Source organism: Flavobacterium sp. TR2 (genome assembly GCF_025252405.1).
In the GTDB taxonomy this organism is placed as follows: domain Bacteria; phylum Bacteroidota; class Bacteroidia; order Flavobacteriales; family Flavobacteriaceae; genus Flavobacterium.
Genome location: NZ_CP104307.1, coordinates 124,233 through 146,776, shown reverse-complemented (window position 1 = coordinate 146,776; position 22,544 = coordinate 124,233). Strand labels below are relative to the sequence as shown.

20 protein-coding genes are annotated in these 22,544 nt (G+C 34.2%); 11 read left to right on the top strand and 9 right to left on the bottom strand.

Translation table 11 applies throughout. The annotated features are described in order from the left end of the window. Positions 1-226 precede the first annotated feature (226 nt). Entirely contained in the window at positions 227-793 is a 567-nt protein-coding gene (locus tag N4T20_RS00705; RefSeq protein WP_260671251.1) for a hypothetical protein, read from the bottom strand. Between the two features lie 17 nt (positions 794-810). Next, positions 811-1,725: a S9 family peptidase gene (locus tag N4T20_RS00700; protein ID WP_260671250.1), complete on the bottom strand. Its 915-nt coding sequence runs from the start codon at positions 1,723-1,725 to the stop codon at positions 811-813. 263 nt (positions 1,726-1,988) lie between these two features. On the opposite strand from N4T20_RS00700, the gene N4T20_RS00695 reads away from it, so the two are divergent. The 4 genes from N4T20_RS00695 to N4T20_RS00680 all read left to right on the top strand — a co-directional run bounded on the left by N4T20_RS00695 (position 1,989) and on the right by N4T20_RS00680 (position 5,434). After that, positions 1,989-2,285, top strand: coding sequence for a DUF493 family protein (locus tag N4T20_RS00695; protein ID WP_035649758.1), 297 nt, complete (start codon positions 1,989-1,991; stop codon positions 2,283-2,285). A gap of 4 nt (positions 2,286-2,289) precedes the next feature. Then, complete coding sequence (locus tag N4T20_RS00690; RefSeq protein WP_260671249.1) at positions 2,290-3,009, top strand: DUF4290 domain-containing protein; 720 nt, start codon at positions 2,290-2,292, stop codon at positions 3,007-3,009. A gap of 87 nt (positions 3,010-3,096) precedes the next feature. After that, complete coding sequence (murA, locus tag N4T20_RS00685; RefSeq protein ID WP_026727609.1) at positions 3,097-4,410, top strand: UDP-N-acetylglucosamine 1-carboxyvinyltransferase; 1,314 nt, start codon at positions 3,097-3,099, stop codon at positions 4,408-4,410. A gap of 148 nt (positions 4,411-4,558) precedes the next feature. Beyond that, positions 4,559-5,434: a cation diffusion facilitator family transporter gene (locus N4T20_RS00680; RefSeq protein WP_260671248.1), complete on the top strand. Its 876-nt coding sequence runs from the start codon at positions 4,559-4,561 to the stop codon at positions 5,432-5,434. A gap of 201 nt (positions 5,435-5,635) precedes the next feature. Here the strand turns inward: N4T20_RS00680 and N4T20_RS00675 are convergent, their stop codons facing one another. The 3 genes from N4T20_RS00675 to N4T20_RS00665 form a co-directional block, all read right to left on the bottom strand. Beyond that, positions 5,636-8,125, bottom strand: a complete 2,490-nt coding sequence (locus N4T20_RS00675; protein WP_260671247.1) for a DUF5686 and carboxypeptidase regulatory-like domain-containing protein — start codon at positions 8,123-8,125, stop codon at positions 5,636-5,638. A gap of 160 nt (positions 8,126-8,285) precedes the next feature. Next, positions 8,286-8,699, bottom strand: a complete 414-nt coding sequence (gene aroQ, locus N4T20_RS00670; RefSeq protein ID WP_198858214.1) for a type II 3-dehydroquinate dehydratase — start codon at positions 8,697-8,699, stop codon at positions 8,286-8,288. A 125-nt stretch (positions 8,700-8,824) separates the two neighbouring features. Continuing rightward, complete coding sequence (locus N4T20_RS00665; protein ID WP_260671246.1) at positions 8,825-9,385, bottom strand: porin family protein; 561 nt, start codon at positions 9,383-9,385, stop codon at positions 8,825-8,827. Between the two features lie 305 nt (positions 9,386-9,690). Between N4T20_RS00665 and N4T20_RS00660 the strand changes: the two genes are divergently transcribed. The 4 genes from N4T20_RS00660 (at position 9,691) to N4T20_RS00645 (ending at position 13,754) form a co-directional block, all read left to right on the top strand. Further along, on the top strand, positions 9,691-10,311 hold the full coding sequence (locus N4T20_RS00660) for a porin family protein (RefSeq protein WP_260671245.1): 621 nt from the start codon (positions 9,691-9,693) through the stop codon (positions 10,309-10,311). Between the two features lie 217 nt (positions 10,312-10,528). Further along, positions 10,529-11,110: a porin family protein gene (locus N4T20_RS00655; RefSeq protein ID WP_260671244.1), complete on the top strand. Its 582-nt coding sequence runs from the start codon at positions 10,529-10,531 to the stop codon at positions 11,108-11,110. A gap of 78 nt (positions 11,111-11,188) precedes the next feature. After that, on the top strand, positions 11,189-12,085 hold the full coding sequence (xerD, locus tag N4T20_RS00650) for a site-specific tyrosine recombinase XerD (protein WP_260671243.1): 897 nt from the start codon (positions 11,189-11,191) through the stop codon (positions 12,083-12,085). Between the two features lie 148 nt (positions 12,086-12,233). After that, positions 12,234-13,754 (top strand): sensor histidine kinase, encoded by a 1,521-nt coding sequence (locus N4T20_RS00645; protein WP_260671242.1) that lies wholly within the window; start codon positions 12,234-12,236, stop codon positions 13,752-13,754. Between the two features lie 74 nt (positions 13,755-13,828). Here N4T20_RS00645 and rny read toward each other — a convergent pair whose 3' ends face one another. From rny to N4T20_RS00630, 3 genes are all read right to left on the bottom strand, one after another. Beyond that, positions 13,829-15,388 (bottom strand): ribonuclease Y, encoded by a 1,560-nt coding sequence (gene rny / locus N4T20_RS00640; RefSeq protein WP_111363704.1) that lies wholly within the window; start codon positions 15,386-15,388, stop codon positions 13,829-13,831. Positions 15,389-15,597: 209 nt separating this feature from the next. Continuing rightward, positions 15,598-15,891, bottom strand: coding sequence for a cell division protein ZapA (locus N4T20_RS00635; RefSeq protein WP_260671241.1), 294 nt, complete (start codon positions 15,889-15,891; stop codon positions 15,598-15,600). Positions 15,892-15,895: 4 nt separating this feature from the next. Beyond that, on the bottom strand, positions 15,896-16,186 hold the full coding sequence (locus tag N4T20_RS00630) for a hypothetical protein (protein WP_008464802.1): 291 nt from the start codon (positions 16,184-16,186) through the stop codon (positions 15,896-15,898). A 180-nt stretch (positions 16,187-16,366) separates the two neighbouring features. On the opposite strand from N4T20_RS00630, the gene N4T20_RS00625 reads away from it, so the two are divergent. The 3 genes from N4T20_RS00625 to N4T20_RS00615 all read left to right on the top strand — a co-directional run bounded on the left by N4T20_RS00625 (position 16,367) and on the right by N4T20_RS00615 (position 21,336). Continuing rightward, positions 16,367-18,049 carry a M23 family metallopeptidase gene (locus N4T20_RS00625; RefSeq protein ID WP_260671240.1) on the top strand — a complete coding sequence of 561 codons (1,683 nt, stop codon included), beginning with the start codon at positions 16,367-16,369 and terminating at the stop codon, positions 18,047-18,049. 12 nt (positions 18,050-18,061) lie between these two features. Beyond that, positions 18,062-20,527: a TonB-dependent receptor gene (locus N4T20_RS00620; RefSeq protein WP_260671239.1), complete on the top strand. Its 2,466-nt coding sequence runs from the start codon at positions 18,062-18,064 to the stop codon at positions 20,525-20,527. An 89-nt stretch (positions 20,528-20,616) separates the two neighbouring features. After that, a complete protein-coding gene (locus tag N4T20_RS00615) occupies positions 20,617-21,336 on the top strand; it encodes a hypothetical protein (RefSeq protein ID WP_260671238.1) in 720 nt (239 codons plus the stop codon). A gap of 415 nt (positions 21,337-21,751) precedes the next feature. On the opposite strand, the gene N4T20_RS00610 is transcribed toward N4T20_RS00615, so the two are convergent. Next, complete coding sequence (locus N4T20_RS00610; RefSeq protein ID WP_260671237.1) at positions 21,752-22,453, bottom strand: DUF2971 domain-containing protein; 702 nt, start codon at positions 22,451-22,453, stop codon at positions 21,752-21,754. Between the last annotated feature and the right edge of the window lie 91 nt (positions 22,454-22,544).

Below are 22,544 nucleotides of genomic sequence, written 5' to 3'. Positions count from 1 at the left end.
TAGAAATATTGAATACAATAAATCAAAAGCTCCAGCGGAGCGACATATTTTGCGTGATTTATATGTCGCTCCGCTGGAGCTTTTGAATGGGGTGAAATTATTTTTCTATAAATATTTTGCTCCGCTGGAGCAGTTTTCATTTGAGTTGCCGTTGGTTTTAACCAATGGGTTTAACTGTTTTGAGATTTATGGCTTTAGCCTAATATCTGTAGCTATTTCTTTTTTATTATTTTGGGATATCTTCTAATAATTTTCCATCAAAATCAAGAATATATCTGTTTGATTCAAAATCTACTAAAAGTATAACATTATTTTTAATAGTAAACTCTTCACTGCCTTCAGGATTTACCCAAATATCTCTTCCTCCAAAACTCCAAATAATCTCTCCATTTTTTGTTATTCTGAAAATTTCTAATTCTCCATGAATAAGGAAATCTTCTTCAAGTTTGTAAAAACAAAAGTTGGTGAATTGATCAAACTCTTTTTGCCATATAATTTCTAATGAAGGAATCTTTAAACAGTAAATTTTATTTGAAACTCGAATCCATATTTTATCATCTTCAATAATGCATGAGTTTTCATATATTCCTGTCGCGCCCTCAGTTTCACAAATTATTACACTTGAAATTTCAATTCCATATTCTTTAATAATGACGGCATGCTTAGTGGTAGGTTGAAATTTACTTTCTTCAAAATAAATTTTTTGATATTGACGGAAATTATTATTTGAATTTAAAATGTAATTTTTATCATCAATAACTTCAATTTCAAAATTTTTATAATCAATTTTCATTGTTCTTCTTTGAAAAATTACTCACAAAACAAATATTTCCCAGAATCTTTTCCCTTTTTATTGGAAGGAACAATCAGATGCGATTGGAATTTTTTGTCCTTCAGAACATCATTCACAAAATCTAAAACATATTGCTGACCTTCGTGGAAAAGATAACCAGAGAATTCATGTCCGCCACCGCAGAAAGTAATGAGTTCGATGTCTTTATGCAAATCGGCCATTTGATTATAAACGGCATAAGAGCCAAAAAGAATCAGCCAGCCCGAAGCATTTGTTGGGCAAGAACGGTGCGAGCCTGCTGCGTACGAAACGGTGTCGTCATTATTTCCATGCGCCAATAACATCGGAATTGCTTTTTCTTTCGTAATCAGATTTATGTCTTGAATGGCTCCCGAACCTCCAATAAAACCTTTGTATTTGAAGTTTTCCGGCAGATTGCTTTTGTATAAATTCATCAATTTATAATCCCAAAAAGAAGCATGAAAGCCGATTTCGGCACCTGCACTAATTCCGGAAATAAATATTTTTGAAGTGTCAAGATTATATTTATCAGCATTCTCAATTAAAAAAGCTGTTGCTTGCCACATATCGCTTACGCCTATCTGAATTGCTTTTATTTTTTCTGTCAAAGTTCCTTTACAGCCAAAATCTTTTCCTTTCATATATAAACTATACGAAATGCTTGCTACGGCATAGCCATTTTGCGACATGAATTTTCCGAAATCTTTCTCACTTGTGCGCTCTCCGCCAGAAAAACCTCCGCCAAAAGCAAACATGATCAGCGGAATTTTCTCGCCTGCTTTTTTCTTTGGCAGATATAAATCTAAATCCAGCTTTAAAGTGTCATTTTGGAAATAAGTGAGTGTTTTTATTTCTTGTGCCTGAATTGAATTTAGCGTAAGAACGATAAAAAGTAAAAGGAATTTTTTCATTTGAAATGGTTTTAATCTCGCAAAAAGTCGTGAAGTCACAAAGTTTTTTGCCACGAATTTCACGAATTTTCGCTAATTTTTATTTTTTGATTTGCCAAGTTAATTAAAATTGGTGAAATTGAATTTAAGATTGAATAATTTGCGCTAATAAGTGTAATTCGTGGAAAAAAAACACCTTGTATTTTTAGAGTCAAAAAATCTAAAATCTAAACTCAGAAATCTAAATTCAAAAACCGTATATTTGCGTTTATTTTTAATTACGAATGGAGAACGATAAAGAAAAAAATACAGCCGAATTTTACGAAAGACTGAAATTGGAGCTTGATAATGCAAATACTTGGCCAGCAGAATACTTGTACAAATTTATTGTGCCATCTGTGGCAGATAATGTCGAGCGTGTTGAGAAAGCTTTTGATAGAATGGGGGCGGTGATTAAAACAACAAAATCGAAAACGGGTAAGTTTACCAGTGTTTCTGTAGATGTTACTATGCACAGCTCAGATGATGTGATCAGTAAATACAAAGAAGTTTCTACAATTGAAGGTATAGTTTCATTATAATCTTATGATCGAAAAATATAAAAGAGAAGCCGCAAAAGATGTTGTCTATAATTTGGAATATAATTCTGAAAGACAGCGCTTAATTATCCCAGAATATGGTCGTCATTTGCAAAAACTTATTGATCAGGCAACTGCAATCGAAGATGATGAAACGCGCAATAAAGCCGCAAAATATATCATTCAGGTTATGGGAAGCCTAAATCCGCATTTGCGAGATGTGCCAGATTTTCAGCATAAGCTTTGGGATCAGCTTTTTATTATGTCAGATTTCAAGCTGAATGTAGAATCGCCTTATCCGATTCCGTCTAGAGATGTTTTGCAGTTAAAACCAGAGACTTTGCAGTATCCGCAGAACTTTCCAAAATACAGATTTTATGGTAACAACATTAAATATATGATTGAGGTTGCCAATAAATGGGAAGAAGGCGAAATGAAAAATGCATTGATAATGGTCATTGCCAATCATATGAAAAAATCGTTCTTAAGCTGGAACAAAGACACCGTAAAAGACGATGTGATTTTTGAACATTTATATGAATTATCTGGCGGTAAAATCAATTTGCTGCACAGTACAGAAGAATTGCTGAATACAACAGACTTAATGCGTACCAATAAGCGTATGTCTAATAAAACAGCTTCTGGCGCACAGCCAAAAACTCAGAATAACAAGAATAACAAAGGCGGTCAAAAAAAGAATTTTCAAAAAAACAATAATCAAAAATAAAGAGGCTAAGATGCTAAGTTTCTAAGATGCTAAGATTTTAGCTCAGAACCTTAGAATCTCAGAACCTTAGAACCTTAACAAAAATCTATGGGAATTTTTAAAATCGAAGGAGGTACTCCTTTAAAAGGAGAAATCACTCCGCAAGGAGCAAAAAATGAGGCATTACAAATTTTATGTGCCGTGCTTCTAACAGGAGAGAAAGTGAAAATTAATAACATTCCTGATATTATAGACATCAATAAATTAATCACTTTGTTGGGGAATTTAGGGGTTAAAATTCAACGTAACGAACCAGGTTCAATTACTTTTCAAGCTGATGAAGTTAATGTAGGCTATTTAGAAACTGAAGCTTTCAAAAAAGAAGGAGGAGCGCTTCGTGGTTCAATTATGATTGTTGGTCCGCTTTTGGCTCGTTTCGGAAAAGGATATATTCCTAAGCCAGGTGGAGATAAAATCGGTCGCCGTAGATTAGATACACACTTTGAAGGGTTTATTAACCTTGGAGCAAAATTCAGATATAATAGAGAAGATCATTTTTACGGAGTAGAAACTCCTGAAGAAGGTCTTAAAGGTACAGATATGCTTCTTGATGAGGCTTCTGTAACTGGAACCGCAAACATTGTAATGGCTGCCGTTTTAGCAAAAGGAACGACTACAGTTTACAACGCTGCTTGCGAACCTTACTTACAGCAATTATGCAAGATGCTAAACTCTATGGGAGCTAAAATTACTGGAGTTGGGTCTAACTTATTGACTATAGAAGGTGTTGAAAGCCTTGGAGGATGCGAGCACAGAATTCTTCCTGATATGATTGAAATTGGTTCTTGGATTGGTCTTGCGGCTATGACAAAAAGCGAAATCACAATCAAAAATGTAAGCTGGGAAAACTTAGGTTTGATTCCAAATACTTTTAGAAAACTAGGAATTACCGTTGAAAAACGTAATGATGATATTTATATTCCTGCTCATAAAGATGGATATGAAGTAAAAACAGATATTGACGGTTCTATTTTAACTATTGCCGATGCGCCTTGGCCAGGATTTACGCCTGACTTGTTAAGCATCGTTTTGGTTGTGGCAACTCAAGCAAAAGGAGATGTTTTAATTCACCAAAAAATGTTCGAAAGCCGTTTATTCTTCGTAGATAAGCTAATCGATATGGGAGCAAAAATTATGTTATGCGATCCGCACAGAGCTGTGGTTATGGGGCATAATTTCGAATCTCAATTGAAAGCAACTACAATGTCATCTCCAGATATTCGTGCAGGAATCTCATTGTTGATTGCGGCGCTTTCTGCAAAAGGAACAAGTACGATCCAGAATATTGAACAAATCGATCGAGGATATGAGCGTATCGATGAGCGTTTGAGAGCAATCGGCGCAAAAATCGTGAGAGCTTAAATAAAAGTTAGCCACGAATTACACAAATTGCACTAATTTTTAATTTTTGAAATTCAATTACATGATTAAATATTAGTGAAATAAAACAGAATGTTAGTCTTCGTGTAATTTGTGTAATTCGTGGCAGAAAAAAAATAAATGTCTTTAAATGACAAACGAACAAAAAGCTATAAAAGCTACTATTTTTAGTATAGCCGGAAACACCTGCTTGGCCCTTATAAAAGGTCTCGCAGGTTTTTTTGGCAATTCTTATGCCTTAATTGCAGATGCAATTGAATCGACAACAGATATATTCGCATCTTTTTTGGTGCTGTTTGGAATCAAATATTCAAACAAACCAGCCGATGAAAATCATCCTTATGGGCATGGTCGGGCAGAACCTCTGATTACTTTTTTGGTTGTCGGATTTTTAATCACTTCTGCCACAATTATTGGTTACGAAAGTATTGCCAATATTGGAACTTCGCACGATTTGCCTAAATCTTGGACATTATATGTTTTAGGAGCCATTATTATTTGGAAAGAATATTCTTTTCGTTTGGTAATGAAAAGAAGCAAACAGACTAATAGCACTTCACTAGCAGCTGACGCGTGGCATCATAGAAGTGATGCTATAACTTCTGTGGCTGCATTTATCGGAATTTCGATTGCCTTGATTATGGGAAAAGGCTATGAGTCTGCTGATGATTGGGCGGCGCTTTTTGCAGCGTTTTTTATTCTCTATAATAGTTACAAAATTTTCAGACCTGCGCTTGGCGAAATCATGGATGAAAATCTAAATGAAGACTTAGTAGAAGAAATTCGCGTTGTAGCCCTTACAGTTCCTGGTATTTTAGGAACTGAAAAATGTTTTATCCGTAAAGCTGGAATGAAATACCATGTTGATTTGCATGCTATCGTTTCAGCAAAAATTTCGGTTAAAGAAGGGCATGATTTGGCACATAAACTGAAAGATACACTCAGAGAAAAAAATCCCGAATTAGGACATGTATTGATTCATGTTGAACCAGATGATTATTCTTAAGCTGCAAAGGTTCAAAGCTTCAAAGGGACAAAGGTTTTTTAGCTGAAACTTTTGTCAAAGATTGAAATAAAAAATCCGTTTATTCTTTTAAGAGTAAACGGATTTTTTTAAAATATATTTTTGTCAGTTTAAGCAAAGTCAAGAGCTGCGTTAGGGATTTTGACTTTGAACCTCTGAACCTTTGCGACTTTGAACCTTGTCTTAATCTAACGCATTCAAAATCTTCAATCCAAACACGACGCCGTTTTGCTGAATGCCGCTTTGATATGAGTGAACGTAATCGATTCGGAATAGTTTGAATTTCCCAAAACCTAAATTGTCTAAACCAACAGTAAACTCAGAATAAGGTTTTCGGTCGGGAATGGCTAAAGCGTGAAAACCAATATTCATAGTCGATTTTAAAAGATTCAGCAGCGGAATTTTATTCATGATAAATCCAGTATCATTGTATTCGGTGTGCATTTCAAAATAACTGTCGTTGGTGCTGTTAGAATAATAAGGCATCATATTAAAAACATTCAAATAGCGATCGCTTGTTCCGATATGAGTTTGGTTTCCATTAAAATGTCTGTAATCGATAAACGAAATATTCTCTGCATTAAAGAATTTGCCAGCTCTAAAATTGGTTCCTAGAAGCCCTTTGTTTCCAAGAGAGAAATCGTATTGGACAGAAGCGCCAATCCTTTCATATTCGTATTTTTTTTCGCTTGCAGCAAATGTTTTTTCGAAGGCCAGATAAACTGTAGGATATTTGTCGTTTTTGATATTAAATCTTCCATCAGGTCTTGAGATGTATTTATTTCCAAAGTTGATTCTCGTTGTCACAAGAGCTTTAAACAAATGGTGCTGGTCAAATGCTGGAGTTGTAAAATCATTTGGAGCCAAAGGATTATTCGAAGAATAGATGTCATCTTTTTTAAAGAAAGAATAATCGGTTGTATTGAAAAGCGGTTTTCGCTGTTCGTAGCCAACTTTTCCAGTAAGATTTATTCCGTTCGCAATATCTTGCCCGTAATTGATTTCTGCAAATTCCAAGTTGTACAGCTTCATATAATTGTCTTTAAAAAACAATGAGCTTATAGAATTGACAAATTTAGAAATAGGTTCGGCACTATTAAACTGAGCTACTTTTGTCCCTCCAGATCCCCAAATAGTCGCATAATTGATGTTGTTGAACCGATGGCTAAACTCACCAATAACACGAAAACGCTCATCTGAAAAGCCATAATTAAAAGTAGTGCTTATTGAAGTATTTGTTCCTTTTTCCTCATCCCATTTTTTAAAAGAGAAACCTGAATCCAGATTAAAACCTTGTACGGTATTGAAGCTTAAAGAAGTAATGTTCAATAAACCTTTATAATCAAAAGAGTATCTTTTGAAAGTGTTTTTGTAATCATAGCCCATTAAAACATCCCAAACCTTAAATTTGTTGTTTTTTGCGTCAATAGAATCGGTATATTTTTTTGATTTTCTAATAGTCTGCAGACTGTCTTTTTTGGCATAATCAGAGCTTTCTTCTATCGTTAGCGGAATTGGACGGATTTCATTCCAGAAAGCGTCGTCCTTCTTATTGGCATTGAGTTCAAAAGCAACAATCTCTTTTCCGAAAGTTTTCTTGTCAAAAGAAGCTGGAAATTCATAATTAGAATATACATAATTGAAATTGCCAGAAAATTTCACGCCAAAAATACCCGCATTAAAAGAAAGTGTCTGCGCATTTTTGGACCATATTTTGTTTTTTGTGTTGTAGCTAAAGCTCTGTTTTAGAGTCATAACTTCTGTAAATTCATTTTTCATTCGATAACCTTTGATGTCTAAATCAATGGCATAAATCGCAAAACTGTCATCGACAATATAAATGTAGCCCTCAAAAACGGGCTCTTTATCACGTTTTGGTATTACTTTGATTTTATTAATCTGCTGATTATTATCATCATAAAAAGTGCTTTCCAGTTTGTACTTGTAGTAATTGAATGCATTATCGGCAATAGGAGAGATGAGTTTTACGTCAAAATCTAAAGTGTTGTCGTAAAAATCATAAGTCGATAAAGCAGCTGTGTTGTAGCTATAACCGCGGTTGTTTCCAGAAATTTTAGAGGCTATAATTTTTTCCTTCAGGTTGTCTGGCTTTTCAAAAGTAACTTTAGAGATAGTTTCAGATAAATACAAAATTCCTGTTCCTGTCGAATCTAGATTTGAAGCCATATCATCGCCCAATTCTACTTTCTTGCCCAGAATTTTTTTAGGAAGGTCTTTAACTTTAAACATTCCTTTCGAATAAAAATCGGCTGTATATCTTCCGGTCTTGTCCGAGTTTTCTTTTTTATTTGCTATTGCACTTTTTATAATAGCGTTTGCAGGATTGTTTTTAGGATCAATGATGACTTCGTTTAATGCAAAACTTTCTTCTTGAAGGCTAACATCCATATTGACTTGCCTTGTGGCGGCAAGAACAGTTACTTTTTTGGTTTTATAGCCTAAATATTGAAAAGTGATGATGTTTCCTCCAATTTCTTTTACGTTCAGCTGATATTTCCCCTGTTCATTTGTAGTGGTTCCAGCATAAGTGTTTTCTTCAAAAACGGATACAAAAGGAAGCGGATTTCCTTTGTCGTCTGTTACAGTCCCTCTGATTTGGGCAAAATTGGAAATCGAAAAGAATAGAAAGGCAAATAAAGTATAGTTTCTCATACAAGTGTAGTATATCTTACAAAAATATAATAAGTTAAATCTGAGCTTATTAATAATTTGTTAAATTGAATGAGCAAGAGTTTGTCTAACTGAACGAACCCGAAGCTCATTTGCCTGCAAGTCTTCTCGCGAAGCTTCGGGATCGTTTAATGATTTTATGCTATAAGAAAGACTGGATTGCCAGCTCGTAACTCTTAAGTCCGAAACCTAAAATAACGCCTTTTGCATTTCCAGATAAATACGACTGATGTCTAAAACTTTCGCGCGCATAGGTATTCGAGATGTGAACTTCAATTACTGGAGTGGTAACCGCTTTCATAGCATCGCCCAATCCTATAGAAGTGTGTGTGTAGGCACCAGCGTTTAGAATAATTCCGTCAAAAGTAAAACCGCATTCTTGGATTTTACCAATCAATTCCCCTTCAATATTGCTTTGATAATAAGAAAGTTCGATGTTTGGGAATTTTTGTTTCAACGTTTCAAAATAATCTTCAAAAGTCTGGCTCCCGTAAACTTCGGGTTCGCGTTTTCCTAATAGATTCAAATTCGGTCCGTTGATAATGCAGATTTTCATAGGTGCTTTTTTATTTTGATAGATTGACATTGCAATTGATTTTTGCAATAGTCATTGAACTTTGTAAAAATAAAAAAACCGCACTAATAATTAGAGCGGTTTTTATAAAAGTATGTGATATTCTTTTAGAACATATATCCAGCTGAAAGTTGGAATACAGAGTTTTTAAAATCAGCTTCTTTTGAAATCTCTGTCAAACCTATTCCGTAACGAGCTTGAACAAAAAGACCTCCAACAACTTTTAATCCTAAACCTGCATTAAGAGAGAAGTCAAATGTGTTTGGATCTGCCACATCAAATTCTTTTTTCTTGCTAACAAGGAATGACGCCTGTGGACCAAGTTCTAAACTTAGAGATTTTGTCATATAGATTTTTGCCATTACAGGAATAGCGATATAACCCATTTCGTTTTTAAATTCTGAAACAGCATTTTTATAAGTTGCTCCTTGTGTAGTATATAAAAGCTCTGGTTGAATTGAGAATTTTTCTAATAATTTAAGTTCAGCTACAAGCCCTGCATGGTAACTTGTAATTCCTTCTTTGTCAACAGAAATTCCATCAAAATCAGAACCTCCAGTTTGGTTTGCAAAATTAACCCCTGCTTTAACCCCGATTTGTACAAATTGTGCGTTTACTGCCGCTGATGTTGCAATGAACATAACAGCTGCTAAAAGTATTTTCTTCATAAAAAGGTTTTTAGAATTTTAAAAAGGTTTTTAAATGTGGTATATAAATGTTATTTGTGAATCAAAACTACATATTTAGCATTTTATTGCATTATATTTTTGATTAAATAATTAATAAAATTCCCATTCAAAATGTTTTTTTGCATAAAATTTTGTGCTAATATTCTTTTAAGTTTTTGATTTCCAAGATGTCTATGCCGATTTTATTTTTGTCTTATTTTGATGTTTTTTAAGCTTATTGCTGAATTTTTTTTGTAGTCCAAGCCCTACTTTTGGCAAATATTAATCAAATAATAGTTTATACAATGAAAAAAAAATTTTTAGTTGCTATTGCGGTAATGGTGTTTAGTTTTACAAATGCGCAAAATGTTAAGTTTGGAGTAAAAGGGGGAATAAATCTTTCAACTTTTACAGGTGATATTGAAAATGTGTCATCTAAAGTAGGTTTTCAAGCAGGAGGTTTTGCCGAGCTAAAGCTTTCAGATAAGTTTTCTATTCAGCCAGAGGTTTTATATTCTGCTCAAGGTGCAAAAATTAAAGAAAATGGAGAAACTTACACTTATAAAGAAAATATTAACACAAGCTATTTGAATGTTCCTGTATTAGCAAAATATTACATTGTTAATAAATTTAGCGTAGAAGCTGGTCCGCAAATTGGCTTTCTATTAGGTGCAAAAAGCAAATGGGAGGAAACTTCTTCTGAAGGAGAAAAGTATTCTGGAAATGAAAGTGTTAAAGATTCTTTTAAAAGCGTTGATTTCGGACTAAATGTTGGTGCAGGATATGATTTTACAGAAAACATATCAGCAGGCGTTAGATATAATTTTGGAATGTCTAATATTTTTAAATCATCTGATCCTCTTGATTCCTCTGATTCAAAAATTCATAACAATGTAATTTCATTATCTGTTGGTTATAAATTCTAAAAAAAAGATGTTTTGATAATTTTTTTGAAGCTTTTCTCATTTTGGGAAAGGCTTTTTTATTGAATTTTTGTGCTCGAAATTTATTTTTTTTAAGCTGGCTTAATCTTAAATTAACAATCAATGTGTTAGTTACTATTTTATTTGTTAAATTCCTAATGTAGTTTTATGAAGAATATTTTTATATTTGACCCATTAATTTAACCCAAAACAAATTAGAATGAAAAAAATTATTTTATCTGCCATTGCTATTATGGCTTTTGCATTCTCAAATGCTCAGGAAACAAGATTTGGAATAAAAGGAGGTCTTAATATTACAACTTTTGCAGGTGGAAATTATTGGGACGCTAACTCTTTAGTAGGTTTTCAAGTAGGAGGTTTTGCTGAGATTAAAGTTATTGAAAGATTGTCTATTCAGCCAGAGCTTTTATTTTCTACTCAGGGCGCTAGAATTCAGGTGATTGGTGATAACGATTTTGATACTAAATTAAATTATATTAATGTGCCTGTTTTAGCGAAGTTTTATATCACAAAACAATTTACTGCTGAGGCTGGACCACAATTAGGATTTTTAGTTTCTGCTAAAAGTGAAGGCAGAGATGTGAAAGATGGTTTCAAATCTGTTGATACAGGATTTAATTTCGGACTTGGATATAACTTTACTGATAACTTCTCAGTTGGTGCTCGTTATACAGTAGGTTTGTCTAATATTGCAGATAATGATGCAGATACTTGGGATGAATATTACGATAGTCCAAAAAACAGTGTTTTTGCTATAACTGCGGCTTATAAATTTAATTAAGAAATTAAAAATTTTTTAAAGAACCTTCCTCAAAACAGGAAGGTTTTTTTATGCCAAAAAATTACTTACTTTGTAAATATGAATTGGAGCAGATATATAAAAGATTATCAGTCGTATTTGAGGATTGAAAGGGGATTGTCTAAGAATACAATAGAAAACTACGGCTTTGATATAGAACGTTTGTGCCTTTTTTTAGAAACCAATCAGATTGATGTTTCGCCAATAAAAATTTCCGATGAAACTTTACAGCAGTTTATTTACACGGTCGCTAAAGAGGTAAATCCGAGGTCACAGGCACGGATTATTTCTGGACTTAAAAGTTTTTTTAATTATCTGGTTTTTGAAGATTATAGAAACGATAATCCTTTAGAATTAATTGAAGCGCCAAAAACAGGCCGTAAATTGCCCGATACTTTATCGCTTCAGGAAATAGATGCTTTAATAGAAATAATAGATTTAAGCACCAATGAAGGCGAGCGAAACAGAGCCATGCTCGAAACTTTGTACGGTTGCGGATTACGTGTTTCAGAATTGATTACACTGAAAATTTCGGATCTTTTTTTTGATGAAGGTTTTGTCAAAATTACTGGTAAAGGAAACAAGGAAAGATTTGTGCCAATAGGACCGTTAACTCAAAAGTACATTGATATTTATAGAAATGCTGTTCGCTGTAATCTCAATATTAAAAAAGGAGCCGAAGATACTTTGTTTTTAAATCGCCGCGGAAATCAGCTGACTCGTGCAATGGTTTTTACTATCATAAAAGACCTTGCTCAAAAAATGGGACTGCAAAAAAGCATAAGTCCCCATACATTGCGTCATTCTTTTGCTACACATTTACTAGAAAACGGAGCAGATTTAAGATCAATTCAATTAATGCTTGGACATGAGTCTATTACAACAACAGAAATTTATGTGCATTTAGATCGGAGCTTTTTGAAGGAAGTAATGCATAGTTTTCATCCGAGAAAATAATTTACTCGATTATGCATATAATATTGTAAAAATTTATATATTGTGTTAAAATCTTGTTGTAATAAAAGCAAAAGAGTAAAAATCCATGATTTTTCTTTCTTTTTCAAGGGGAGTGCTAGAGTATTTTATTTACATTAAAAGGTAGTATATGGTTTTTGATTTGTATGGAAATGAAGATTGCTTAGAGGTAAATAATTTTTACAAAAAATTGTTGGCCGAAATGCCCGACCTGCTTTTTCAGTTTGTTATTGACGCTGATAATAATTACACTTTTCCACTTGTAAGTAAATCGGCAGATGAGATATTTGAACTTTCTGCAGCGGATTTTAATAATGATATAAAGGTTATAGTTTACGATCGAATTTTAACGCAGGATCGTGAATTTTTTTTTCAGTCTTTGGTCAAGGCAAGAAAGGAAATAAAGCCTTGGGAAATTGAATTTAGAGCAGCTCTTCCTAAAAAAGGGATTCGCTGGTTTAAAATTGTGGCTAAAACCGAATCTGCAGCAAATGGAAATGTGATTTTTTATGGTCATGTTTCGGATATAACCGAATTAAAAGATAAAGAAGAAAAGCTTCGGATTTCTGAAGAACGTTTTCAGTTTGCTCTTGATGCTTCCACGGCTGGAATTTGGGATTGGGATATGGTTACCAATAGTGTTTTTTACTCTTCATTGTCCCTTAAAATTTTGGAACTGGAATCTACTGATATTTTTGATGACCCCGAACGCTGGGATAAAATCGTTCATCCAGACGATCTTCCAAAATACTATTCAGATATTCACGAACATTTTGATAATAAGATTCCATACTACGAGAATTATCATCGGGTAATGACTTCAAGTGGCAATTACAAATGGATTTTGGATCGGGGAAAGGTTATTAAACGTGATGAAAACGGAAAGCCTTTACGCGTTATTGGAACTCATACAGATGTTTCTGCTCAAAAAGAGAAGGAGCTGGAGCTAATGAAAACAATGAAACTGTATAGCGATCAAAATAGCCGTTTGCTGAACTTTTCGCATATTGTTTCTCATAATTTAAATACGCAAGCTGGAAATATAAAATCGATTTTAGATCTTATTGATGCTGATGTTAGCAAACAGACTGTATCAGAAATGCTGGAATATTTGCGCGCTGTTTCTAACGATTTAAATGATACCATTTCAAATCTGACTCAAATCGTAAAAACGCAGAGTAATATTAATATTGCTGTAGTACCGCTTAAGCTCTGTGAGTATATCGAAAAAACTATTTCGACCATCAAAGGTTACGATAAACAGCGTAATGTCACTATTGTAAACAACGTCCCGAAGTATTTAACGATTAATTTTAATCCGGCGTATATGGAAAGTGTTTTGCTGAATTTTACAACAAATGCAATTAAGTACGCACATCCAGATCGAGATCCAATCATAACTTTTGATTTTGCAATCGAACCAGAAGGTTTTAAATCGCTTAAAATTACAGATAACGGTCTCGGAATCGATTTGAAGGTTTATGGAGATTTGTTGTTTGGTATGTATAAAACCTTTCATAAGCATGAAGAAGCGCGAGGTATTGGTCTGTATATTACAAGAAATCAAATTGAAGCGATGAAAGGAACTGTTGAAGTAGAAAGCGAAGTAGGAGTGGGGACGAGTTTTAAAATTATTTTTAATGATATGTAAGCTTGCGATAAGCTAGATATAAAAATAAAGGGCTGTCAATTGACAGCCCTTTATTTTTATGATGTTCCTTAGATTTATTTAGCAATATTTACAGCTCTTGTTTCTCTAATAACTGTAACTTTTACCTGTCCAGGATAAGTCATTTCGGTTTGAATTTTTTGTGAAATTTCGAAAGATAAGTTTGCAGCATTATCATCAGAAACTTTTTCACTTTCTACAATTACGCGAAGCTCTCTACCAGCTTGGATGGCGTAAGCATTTTTAACTCCGCTGAACCCGTAAGCTACATCTTCAAGGTCTTTCAAACGTTGAATGTATGAATCAAGAACCTGACGTCTTGCGCCTGGTCTAGCTCCAGAAATCGCATCGCAAACTTGAATAATTGGAGACAGAAGAGATTTCATTTCAATTTCATCGTGGTGCGCTCCAATAGCGTTGCATACTTCTTCTTTCTCTCCGTATTTCTCAGCCCACTGCATACCTAAAAGTGCGTGTGGCAAGTCGCTTTCTGTGTCTGGCACTTTTCCGATATCGTGTAATAAACCAGCTCTTTTTGCCAATTTCACGTTTAGTCCTAATTCTGCAGCCATGATACCGCAAAGTTTAGAAACTTCTCTTGAGTGCTGTAATAAGTTTTGTCCGTAAGAAGAACGGTATTTCATTCTACCAACAACTTTAATTAATTCTGGGTGCAAACCGTGAATTCCTAAGTCGATAACCGTACGTTTTCCAACTTCGATAATTTCGTCGTCGATTTGTTTAGCTGTTTTAGCAACAACTTCTTCGATACGTGCTGGGTGAATACGTCCGTCAGTTACTAATTTGTGTAAAGACAAACGGGCAATTTCTCTACGAACAGGATCGAAACAAGAAAGGATAATTGCTTCTGGCGTATCGTCAACAATGATTTCTACTCCTGTTGCAGCTTCAAGCGCTCTAATGTTACGTCCTTCACGTCCGATAATTCTACCTTTTACATCGTCAGATTCAATGTTGAAAACAGAAACGCAGTTTTCAACCGCTTCTTCTGTTCCTACTCTTTGAATAGTGTTGATGATGATTTTTTTAGCTTCCTGCTGTGCAGTCAATTTTGCCTCTTCAATTGTTTCTTGAATATGAGACATTGCTTTTGTCTTAGCTTCAGCTTTTAAGCCTTCTACCAATTGTTCTTTTGCTTCTTCAGCAGAAAGACCAGAAATTACTTCTAATTGCTGTAATTGGCTTTTGTGAAGTTTATCAACTTCAGCTTGTTTTTTGTCTAAAACTTCAATTTTATTGTTGTATTCAGCAGTTTTAGCTTCAAAATCTTCGTTTATTTTTTTAGCTTTAGAAAGTTCGTTAGAAACTTGAGATTCTTTATCGCGGACGCGTTTTTCTACTTCAGCAACTTTTTTGTCACGTGCTAAAATTACTTGTTCGTGCTCTGATTTTAATTCGATAAAACGCTCTTTTGCTTGAAGAATTTTGTCTTTTTTGATGTTTTCAGCTTCTAAATTAGCGTCTTTTAAGATAGAGGCTGCTTCTTTTTTAGCGTTTTTAATTAGGTTTGAAATATTACTTTTCTCGATAATTTTAGCTATTGCAAATCCTGCCGCAATACCTACAATACCAATAATGATCGTTATGATGTCCATGTTTGTTAGGGTTTATATATAAAAAAAGCCTACATTAATTGCTTGTATAAACTCGTAAAGACAAGTTTTGAGCTAACTCACTGTTCAAGTTTCCCAGCCAAAAGGAGGGCATACTATAGTAGCGACGATTTGCTCATTCTAAATTGTTAGTGTTGAGTTTACCAAATGTGAACTAATGTAGGCAGTATCTTAGTTTCTGTAAAGAACGTTTAATTTTCGAGATATTGATCTAAAAGCGTATTCAATCTTTTAATTCTTTCGATAGTCTCTTCTCCATCGATTGCATTATCAATATGTTTTTGTTCTACCTGCGATGCAAATTGCAATGCGCACATAGCTAGAACATCTTGTTTGTCACGAACCGCGTAATTTTCTTCGAACTGCTTGATCATGGCATCAATTTTTTTAGAAGCACTTCTAAGTCCTTCTTCCTGAGCCGGTTCAACCGTAAGTGGGTAAACTCGGTCGGCAATTGATATTTTAATTCTAAGCTTTCCGTCCATATTATTAATCTGATAGTTGTGCTATGCAGTAATCAATTTCGCGAATTAATGAATTTATTTTAAGCTTTGTCTCTCTCTTGTTATTGTCGCTGCCGAGCAACGAATTGGCTATCTTAAGTGTTTCATTTTGCTTCTTCAAAGCTTCCATTTCCTCAGATTGTTTCTGGATAATTTGCGCAGCTTTGGCTAGTTCTAATCGTAATACTTGATTGTTTTGTTCAAAGGCTTTTGATTTCTCAAAAAGCTTTTCAACTTTATATTCAAGAGTATCAATTATTTCTGCAATTACACTCATTATACATCCTATTCATTACTTAATCATACAAAGTTAGTATTCCTTTTTATTAATGCAATTTTTTATCGATTTTTTTACATTAAAAATAAGCAAATAAATGAAATTCAAGTTATTGTGTTTTTATGGCGATTATCTTCGGTTTTCCCCTGTTAATTTTTTATCTTAGCAAAAATGTTCCCTATGAGATTTTCTGTCCTTGCCCTTCTGATTTGTAATTTTATTTGTGCGCAAACGCAATATCCTAAAGACTATTTTCGTCCTCCACTAGATATTCCAATGCAGCTTTCCGGTAATTTTGGGGAGTTGAGACCCAATCATTTTCATGCTGGTTTTGATTTAAAAACCAATCAGAGAGAAGGTTTGAGCGTACACGCAATTGCTGATGGGTATGTTTCGCGAATTAAAATTTCGACTTTCGGAAACGGAAAATGCATTTATATTACGCATCCAAATGGTTATACTTCTGTTTATGGGCATTTGCAGACGCCAACTGGTGCAATTTTAGATTATGTAAAAAAAACGCATTACAAAGAAAAGGCGTATGAAATTGAAATGTTTCCAAAACCTGGAGAACTTCCAGTTGCAAAAGGCGATATAATTGGGCTTTCAGGAAATACGGGTTCATCAGAAGGGCCGCATCTTCATTTTGAAATAAGAGATACAAAAACTGAATTTGTCATCAACCCAATTTTCTTTGGCTTTGACCAAAATATAAAAGATACCAAAAAACCTACCTTGTCTAGTTTGTATGTTTATCCTTTGGATAATGCAACGGTAAATCAATCTAAACAGCCTTTGCTGGTTAATATGGCGCTTCAAAAAGACGGAACTTACTTGGCTTCTAAAGTTAAAGCAAACGGAAAAATTGGTTTCGGGATTAATGCCGTTGATACCGATGATGTTTCGCATAACAAAAATGGGGTCTTTAATGTTTCGACTTTTTTAAACGGAAATCAGAATTATAATTATCAGTTTAATACGTATTCTTTTGATGAAATGCGTTATGTAAATGCTTTGATCGATTATTCTAGATATAAAAAATCGGGACAACGTGTACAGAAACTTTTTATGAAAACGCCTTTTGCTTTGAGTATTATCAAAACAGATTCGCTTAGAGGTATTGTAAAAGCAGAGCCTAATCTAACTTCGAATTATAAAATTGAGGTTTCAGACTATTTTGGGAATATGAATTCGATTACGGTTCCAATTGAGTTTGATGCTGCAACACCGTTTGTAGAAGCTGAGCCTGCTAACGGGCAGTATTTTATCAAATATAATAGAGATTCGAATTTTGAGAAAGATAATATGTCGGTTTTCTTTCCAGCTGGAACTTTTTATGATGATTTTAATATGAATTTTGATGTGAGAAATAATAAAATTTATATTCACGATGATACAGTGCCTGTGCATTCTAATTTTACGATTACCATAAAAGATTCCTCTTATCCAGAAGCTTTACGAGATAAACTTTATATTGGAAAAGGAACAAGTTACAACGGTACCATTAGAAAAGGGGATGTTTTTACGGCAAAAGCCAAAATATTGGGCACATACGGATTGGTTCTGGATACGATTGCTCCAGTGGTTAAAATTGCAAAACCCATAGAAGGAAAATGGATTAGCGATCAAAAGAAAATTGACTTTACGATAAACGATTCTTTGTCTGGAATTAAATCTTACAACGGCTATTTGAACGGAAGTTGGGTTTTGTTTGAATACGAAAATAAACTCAGAAGAATTACTCATACTTTTGATGATCAGTATTTGGCGGAAGGAGAAAATATTTTGAAAGTTGAAGTTGTTGATAATGTAGGAAATACTACTATCTTTGAAACTCGTTTTTTTAGAAGTCAACAAAAATAAAACCCGAAATCTTTGAGTTATAACAGGTTTACATTCGCTTTTCTCTTTTTATTTTTCAGCTGTATCGCATTAGCTCAAAACGCCCGTATTAAGGGATTGATTTTAGATAGTGAAAAACATCCTGTTATGGGAGTAAATGTTTCTTCACAAGATGCTTTTGTGCAGTCTGACTCTAATGGCTTTTATGAAATTGTAATTCCGTCAAACAAAAAAGTCTCTCTAATTTTTACTCACGTTTCGTTAAAAATGATGAGTTTGACCGTTAGTTTGAAAACAAATGAAGTGTATGTTTTTAATCCGATCATGAGTAATTCTGAAGAGCAAATGGGAGAAGTTTTTGTTTCTTCTGGAAATAGAAAACGAGTTCAAGGAATTACATCTGTTGACACTGAAACCATAAAAAAGATTCCAGGTGCAAACGCAGGAATCGAAAATATTCTGAAAACGCTTCCCGGGGTTAATTCAAATAACGAATTGAGCACGCAATATATGGTTCGCGGCGGGAATTATGATGAAAACTTGGTTTATGTAAACGAAGTAGAAGTATATCGCCCATTTTTAATTCGTTCTGGACAGCAGGAAGGACTTAGTTTTACCAATACTGATTTGGTTCAGAATGTTGAATTTTCTGCGGGCGGATTTCAAGCTAAATTTGGAGATAAATTGTCTTCTGTTTTAGATATCACCTATCGCAAGCCAACTCAATTTGGAGCAGCATTTGAAGCCAGTTTTTTGGGCGGAAGTGCGGCAGTCGATTTGGTTTCTAAAAACAAAAAATGGTCGGCCGTAACAGGAGTCCGTTATAGGAACAACAGCCTTTTGGTCAATAGTCAAGATACAGAGACCAATTACAAACCGACTTTTGGAGATATTCAGACTAATGTGAATTATGATATTTCTGAAAAATGGCAAATGAGCTTTTTAGGAAATATTTCTCAGAATAAATATTCGTATGAACCTTTGGTGCGCCAAACTAATTTTGGAACGGCAGATCAGCCAATGGCGCTTGCGGTTTATTACGACGGACAGGAAAAAGACCAATACAATACCTATTTTGGAGCTTTAAAAACGACTTATAAAGCATCGCCTACACTTACGCTGAAATTAATTGGGTCTTTATTTCATACCACAGAAAAAGAGCATTTTGATATTTTGGCACAATATCGTTTAGGAAATGTAAATACTGAAGATCCTGAAGATGCCTCTGCAATTGATTTTACCCGCGGAATTGGTTCTCAACTAAACCATGCCCGAAATGACTTGGATGCCTTAATCGCAAATATTGAACTGAAAGGAACTAAAGACTGGAAAGAAAGCCAGTTAGAGTTTGGCTTAAAATATACAAGAGAATCAATTCGAGATCGAGTAGTGGAGTGGGAAGTGATTGATTCGGCAGGGTTTTCTATAAACCCGCCTTTGGTTATTCTTCCAAAAAATAATCAGCCTTATACGCCTTACACGGGACCGCTTTTGCCTTATCAAAATATTCGAGCGACTAATTTCAATACTATAAATCGATTTTCGGGTTATGCGCAATGGAACAAGCAGTCGGAAATTGGTTCGAGCCAGATTTGGTATCATCTGGGAGCGCGTTTTCAAGGCTGGAATGTTGCGGGAGCTTTAGAAGAAGGAAAAACACAGTTTGTAGTAAGTCCACGTGCGCAATTTGCCATAAAACCAGATTGGGATCGCGATATGGTTTTCAGGATTTCGGGCGGATTGTATCATCAGCCTCCATTTTACAGAGAATTACGTGATTTGGACGGAGTTGTAAATCCGAATGTAAAAGCTCAGGAAGCCATTCATGTGGTTTTAGGAAATGATTATGATTTTAAAATGTGGAACCGTCCTTTCAAATGGGTGACGGAGCTTTATTATAAATCGCTTTCTGATGTAAATGTATATTCGATTGACAATGTCCGAATTCGTTATGTTGCCAACAACAATGCAAAAGCTTATGCGCAAGGCCTTGATTTTAGATTAAACGGAGAATTTGTGCCGGGAACTGAATCTTGGGTGAGTTTTGGATATATGAAAACTGAAGAAAATTACGAAAACAAAGGCTACATTGCTCGTCCGACAGATCAGCGTTTGAAATTTGCGATGCTGTTTCAAGATTATATGCCAAACATTCCAAGCGTAAAAGTATATTTGAATTTGGTTTACAATACAGGTTTGCCAGGAGGTGCGCCAGCATATACTGATCCGTATCTGTACCAAAACAGATTAAATGATTACAGAAGAGCTGATATTGGTTTTGCAAAAGTTTTTGTAGATGCTAGTACGCAAAATACAAAAAAAGGCTGGCTGAAAAACTTTAAAGAATTGGCTGTTGGGTTAGAAATTTTTAATCTTTTCAATAATCAAAACGCCATTACAAATACGTGGGTTCGCGATGTGTACTCAAAAAATCAATATGCGATACCAAATTATATGACTTCGAGGGTTTTTAACGTTAAGATAAATGCGAGGCTGTAATGTAGTTTTGCGATTCTTTATAAAATTCAATAAAAACAAAAAATACAATCAAAAATAGTATATTTGATAATCGTATATAATCATTGTAGATGAAAAAGTATTTTAAATATATCGCCCTAATACTTGTCGGAACAGTAATCAGCTGCCGAGAAGAAGTTCAGAAACCAAAAGTAAGTTACGGCGCTTCAAACAAAGTAAGTGTTGCTAAAACCGATTCGACTCAAATCGAAATTGCAGATCTTCCGATTCAGTTGGAAGGAACTGATTATTTAATTCATCCAGTTGGAGACTTAAGAGTTTATGAAAGGGGTTCTAAAGCGCGTTTTGGTTCTTCAAGCGTAAATGATGTGAGTTTTACGATTTCTAATTTAGGCGAATATGAAATTACAGGATATCTTCAGAATTTAAAATTCCAAAAAGTTGATTCAGATTCTATCCGACCTTTGTCAGATAAGCCAGTTTTGATTTTAACGGCTACTTATTTGAAAACAGTTGCCGACAGAACGCATAATAATGTGATGGTTTACACGCTGACGGATTCAGATACCAATAAAGATGGTAAAATAGACACTAGCGATATCAAAACTTTATATTTAAGTGACATTAGCGGAGAAAATTTCACCAAAGTTTCTGCAGACCTTCAAGAGCTGGTAGATTGGAGCTTAATCGAGTCTAAAAATCGTTTGTATTTTAGAACTATCGAAGATACCAACCAAAATGGGCAATTTGATAAAAATGATGTGTTGCACTATAATTATATAGATTTGGCTTCAAAAAAATGGGAAGTGAAGAACTATAAACCGATCTAAGAGTTTAAGTTGTTAAGGTTCTCGGAGGCTAAGATTCTAAGTTTTTTCGCCACAGATTTTGAGGAGAAAGATTTTTATAAAAAGAGAGGCTGTTTCATTAAGTAGAAACAGCCTCTCTTTTTTAAATGGTTTTCATTAATGAAAAAGCGTTTTTCATTTTTATAAGCCGACTCGTCATTCCGTAGAAATGTCTAGTCGGTAGAAAAAAATCATGCCAGCCAATTTACGTTCCGGAACGTTTAAATGCGCTGCATTGTAAAAAAAATGTATCAAAATCAAACGTTCCAACGGAACGAAAAATAACCGTAACTATTTAATTTTTCTACCAATGAAATGTTCCTGCGGAACATCATCAGTAACTGAAAAATTAAATCTGTGGTTAAAAAAAACTTAGCTCCTCAGAACCTTAGCACCTTCAAATCAATATGTCACTTTCCAGATCCGATTTTTCAATTTCGAAACCAAAACCTAGGCGTTCTACCAACTCAATTACCAGTTTTTTGTACCAGTTTTCAGATTTCGGATGGATGTATATCTTCTCGATCAATTGATTGATGTCTACATTGATTTTTAACCCGTCGTTTAATTTGATATCGCTTTTTGAAGTGTCACTCAAGATTCGGACTTCTCTTTCGTATTGGAAACTTTTTCTTTTAAATAAAAATGGAAAGAATAAATCATCAAACGGAATGTATTCTTTTTTGTAGTCAATGTATTTTACTTCGCCAATGTACTGGTCAAAATTGTTTTCGGGTTTTACAGCTTTTTGCAGTCTTTTAATTGTGGATTGAATAGCTAGACCTTCATTATTTTTGGTAAAAATCTGCCACATGGCAAAAGATTCATATTCGTTGATGTGCCAGCTGCTGATCGCTACTTTTTCGCGATGCGTTTTGTAATAATTTAAAAACTCAGGATTGTCTACGGCAAGTTTTTTAATCTCTTCATACGTAGGTTCGCTAAAAGTTCCTTCGTATTGGTCTTCAAACTTGTCTGAACGTGACATGAAAAGTTTTTTCGAAAGCAATAAATCAAGAAATTTAGATAGGTCTAGATACTTCCAAACAATAGTATCGGGATCGTCAGGAAGTTTTATGTTGGGGTTGTTAAGATACATTTTCTGAAAGAATTAAATTTCAATCTTTAACTATCCTAAAGTTATAAAAATAAACACAGATTAAAGAAATTAAACTGAGTTTTAATATTTC

Bases quoted from the DNA above. Each gene is read 5' to 3' on its own strand.
- N4T20_RS00625 (WP_260671240.1), top strand. From the start codon at position 16,367: ATGAGATTTTCTGTCCTTGCCCTTCTGATTTGTAATTTTATTTGTGCG.
- xerD (WP_260671243.1), top strand. From the start codon at position 11,189: ATGAATTGGAGCAGATATATAAAAGATTATCAGTCGTATTTGAGGATT.
- N4T20_RS00705 (WP_260671251.1), bottom strand. From the start codon at position 793: ATGAAAATTGATTATAAAAATTTTGAAATTGAAGTTATTGATGATAAA.
- N4T20_RS00630 (WP_008464802.1), bottom strand. From the start codon at position 16,186: ATGAGTGTAATTGCAGAAATAATTGATACTCTTGAATATAAAGTTGAA.
- N4T20_RS00655 (WP_260671244.1), top strand. From the start codon at position 10,529: ATGAAAAAAATTATTTTATCTGCCATTGCTATTATGGCTTTTGCATTC.
- N4T20_RS00645 (WP_260671242.1), top strand. From the start codon at position 12,234: ATGGTTTTTGATTTGTATGGAAATGAAGATTGCTTAGAGGTAAATAAT.
- N4T20_RS00680 (WP_260671248.1), top strand. From the start codon at position 4,559: ATGACAAACGAACAAAAAGCTATAAAAGCTACTATTTTTAGTATAGCC.
- murA (WP_026727609.1), top strand. From the start codon at position 3,097: ATGGGAATTTTTAAAATCGAAGGAGGTACTCCTTTAAAAGGAGAAATC.
- N4T20_RS00665 (WP_260671246.1), bottom strand. From the start codon at position 9,385: ATGAAGAAAATACTTTTAGCAGCTGTTATGTTCATTGCAACATCAGCG.
- N4T20_RS00660 (WP_260671245.1), top strand. From the start codon at position 9,691: ATGAAAAAAAAATTTTTAGTTGCTATTGCGGTAATGGTGTTTAGTTTT.
- aroQ (WP_198858214.1), bottom strand. From the start codon at position 8,699: ATGAAAATCTGCATTATCAACGGACCGAATTTGAATCTATTAGGAAAA.
- N4T20_RS00610 (WP_260671237.1), bottom strand. From the start codon at position 22,453: ATGTATCTTAACAACCCCAACATAAAACTTCCTGACGATCCCGATACT.
- N4T20_RS00675 (WP_260671247.1), bottom strand. From the start codon at position 8,125: ATGAGAAACTATACTTTATTTGCCTTTCTATTCTTTTCGATTTCCAAT.
- N4T20_RS00700 (WP_260671250.1), bottom strand. From the start codon at position 1,725: ATGAAAAAATTCCTTTTACTTTTTATCGTTCTTACGCTAAATTCAATT.
- rny (WP_111363704.1), bottom strand. From the start codon at position 15,388: ATGGACATCATAACGATCATTATTGGTATTGTAGGTATTGCGGCAGGA.
- N4T20_RS00615 (WP_260671238.1), top strand. From the start codon at position 20,617: ATGAAAAAGTATTTTAAATATATCGCCCTAATACTTGTCGGAACAGTA.
- N4T20_RS00690 (WP_260671249.1), top strand. From the start codon at position 2,290: ATGATCGAAAAATATAAAAGAGAAGCCGCAAAAGATGTTGTCTATAAT.
- N4T20_RS00695 (WP_035649758.1), top strand. From the start codon at position 1,989: ATGGAGAACGATAAAGAAAAAAATACAGCCGAATTTTACGAAAGACTG.
- N4T20_RS00635 (WP_260671241.1), bottom strand. From the start codon at position 15,891: ATGGACGGAAAGCTTAGAATTAAAATATCAATTGCCGACCGAGTTTAC.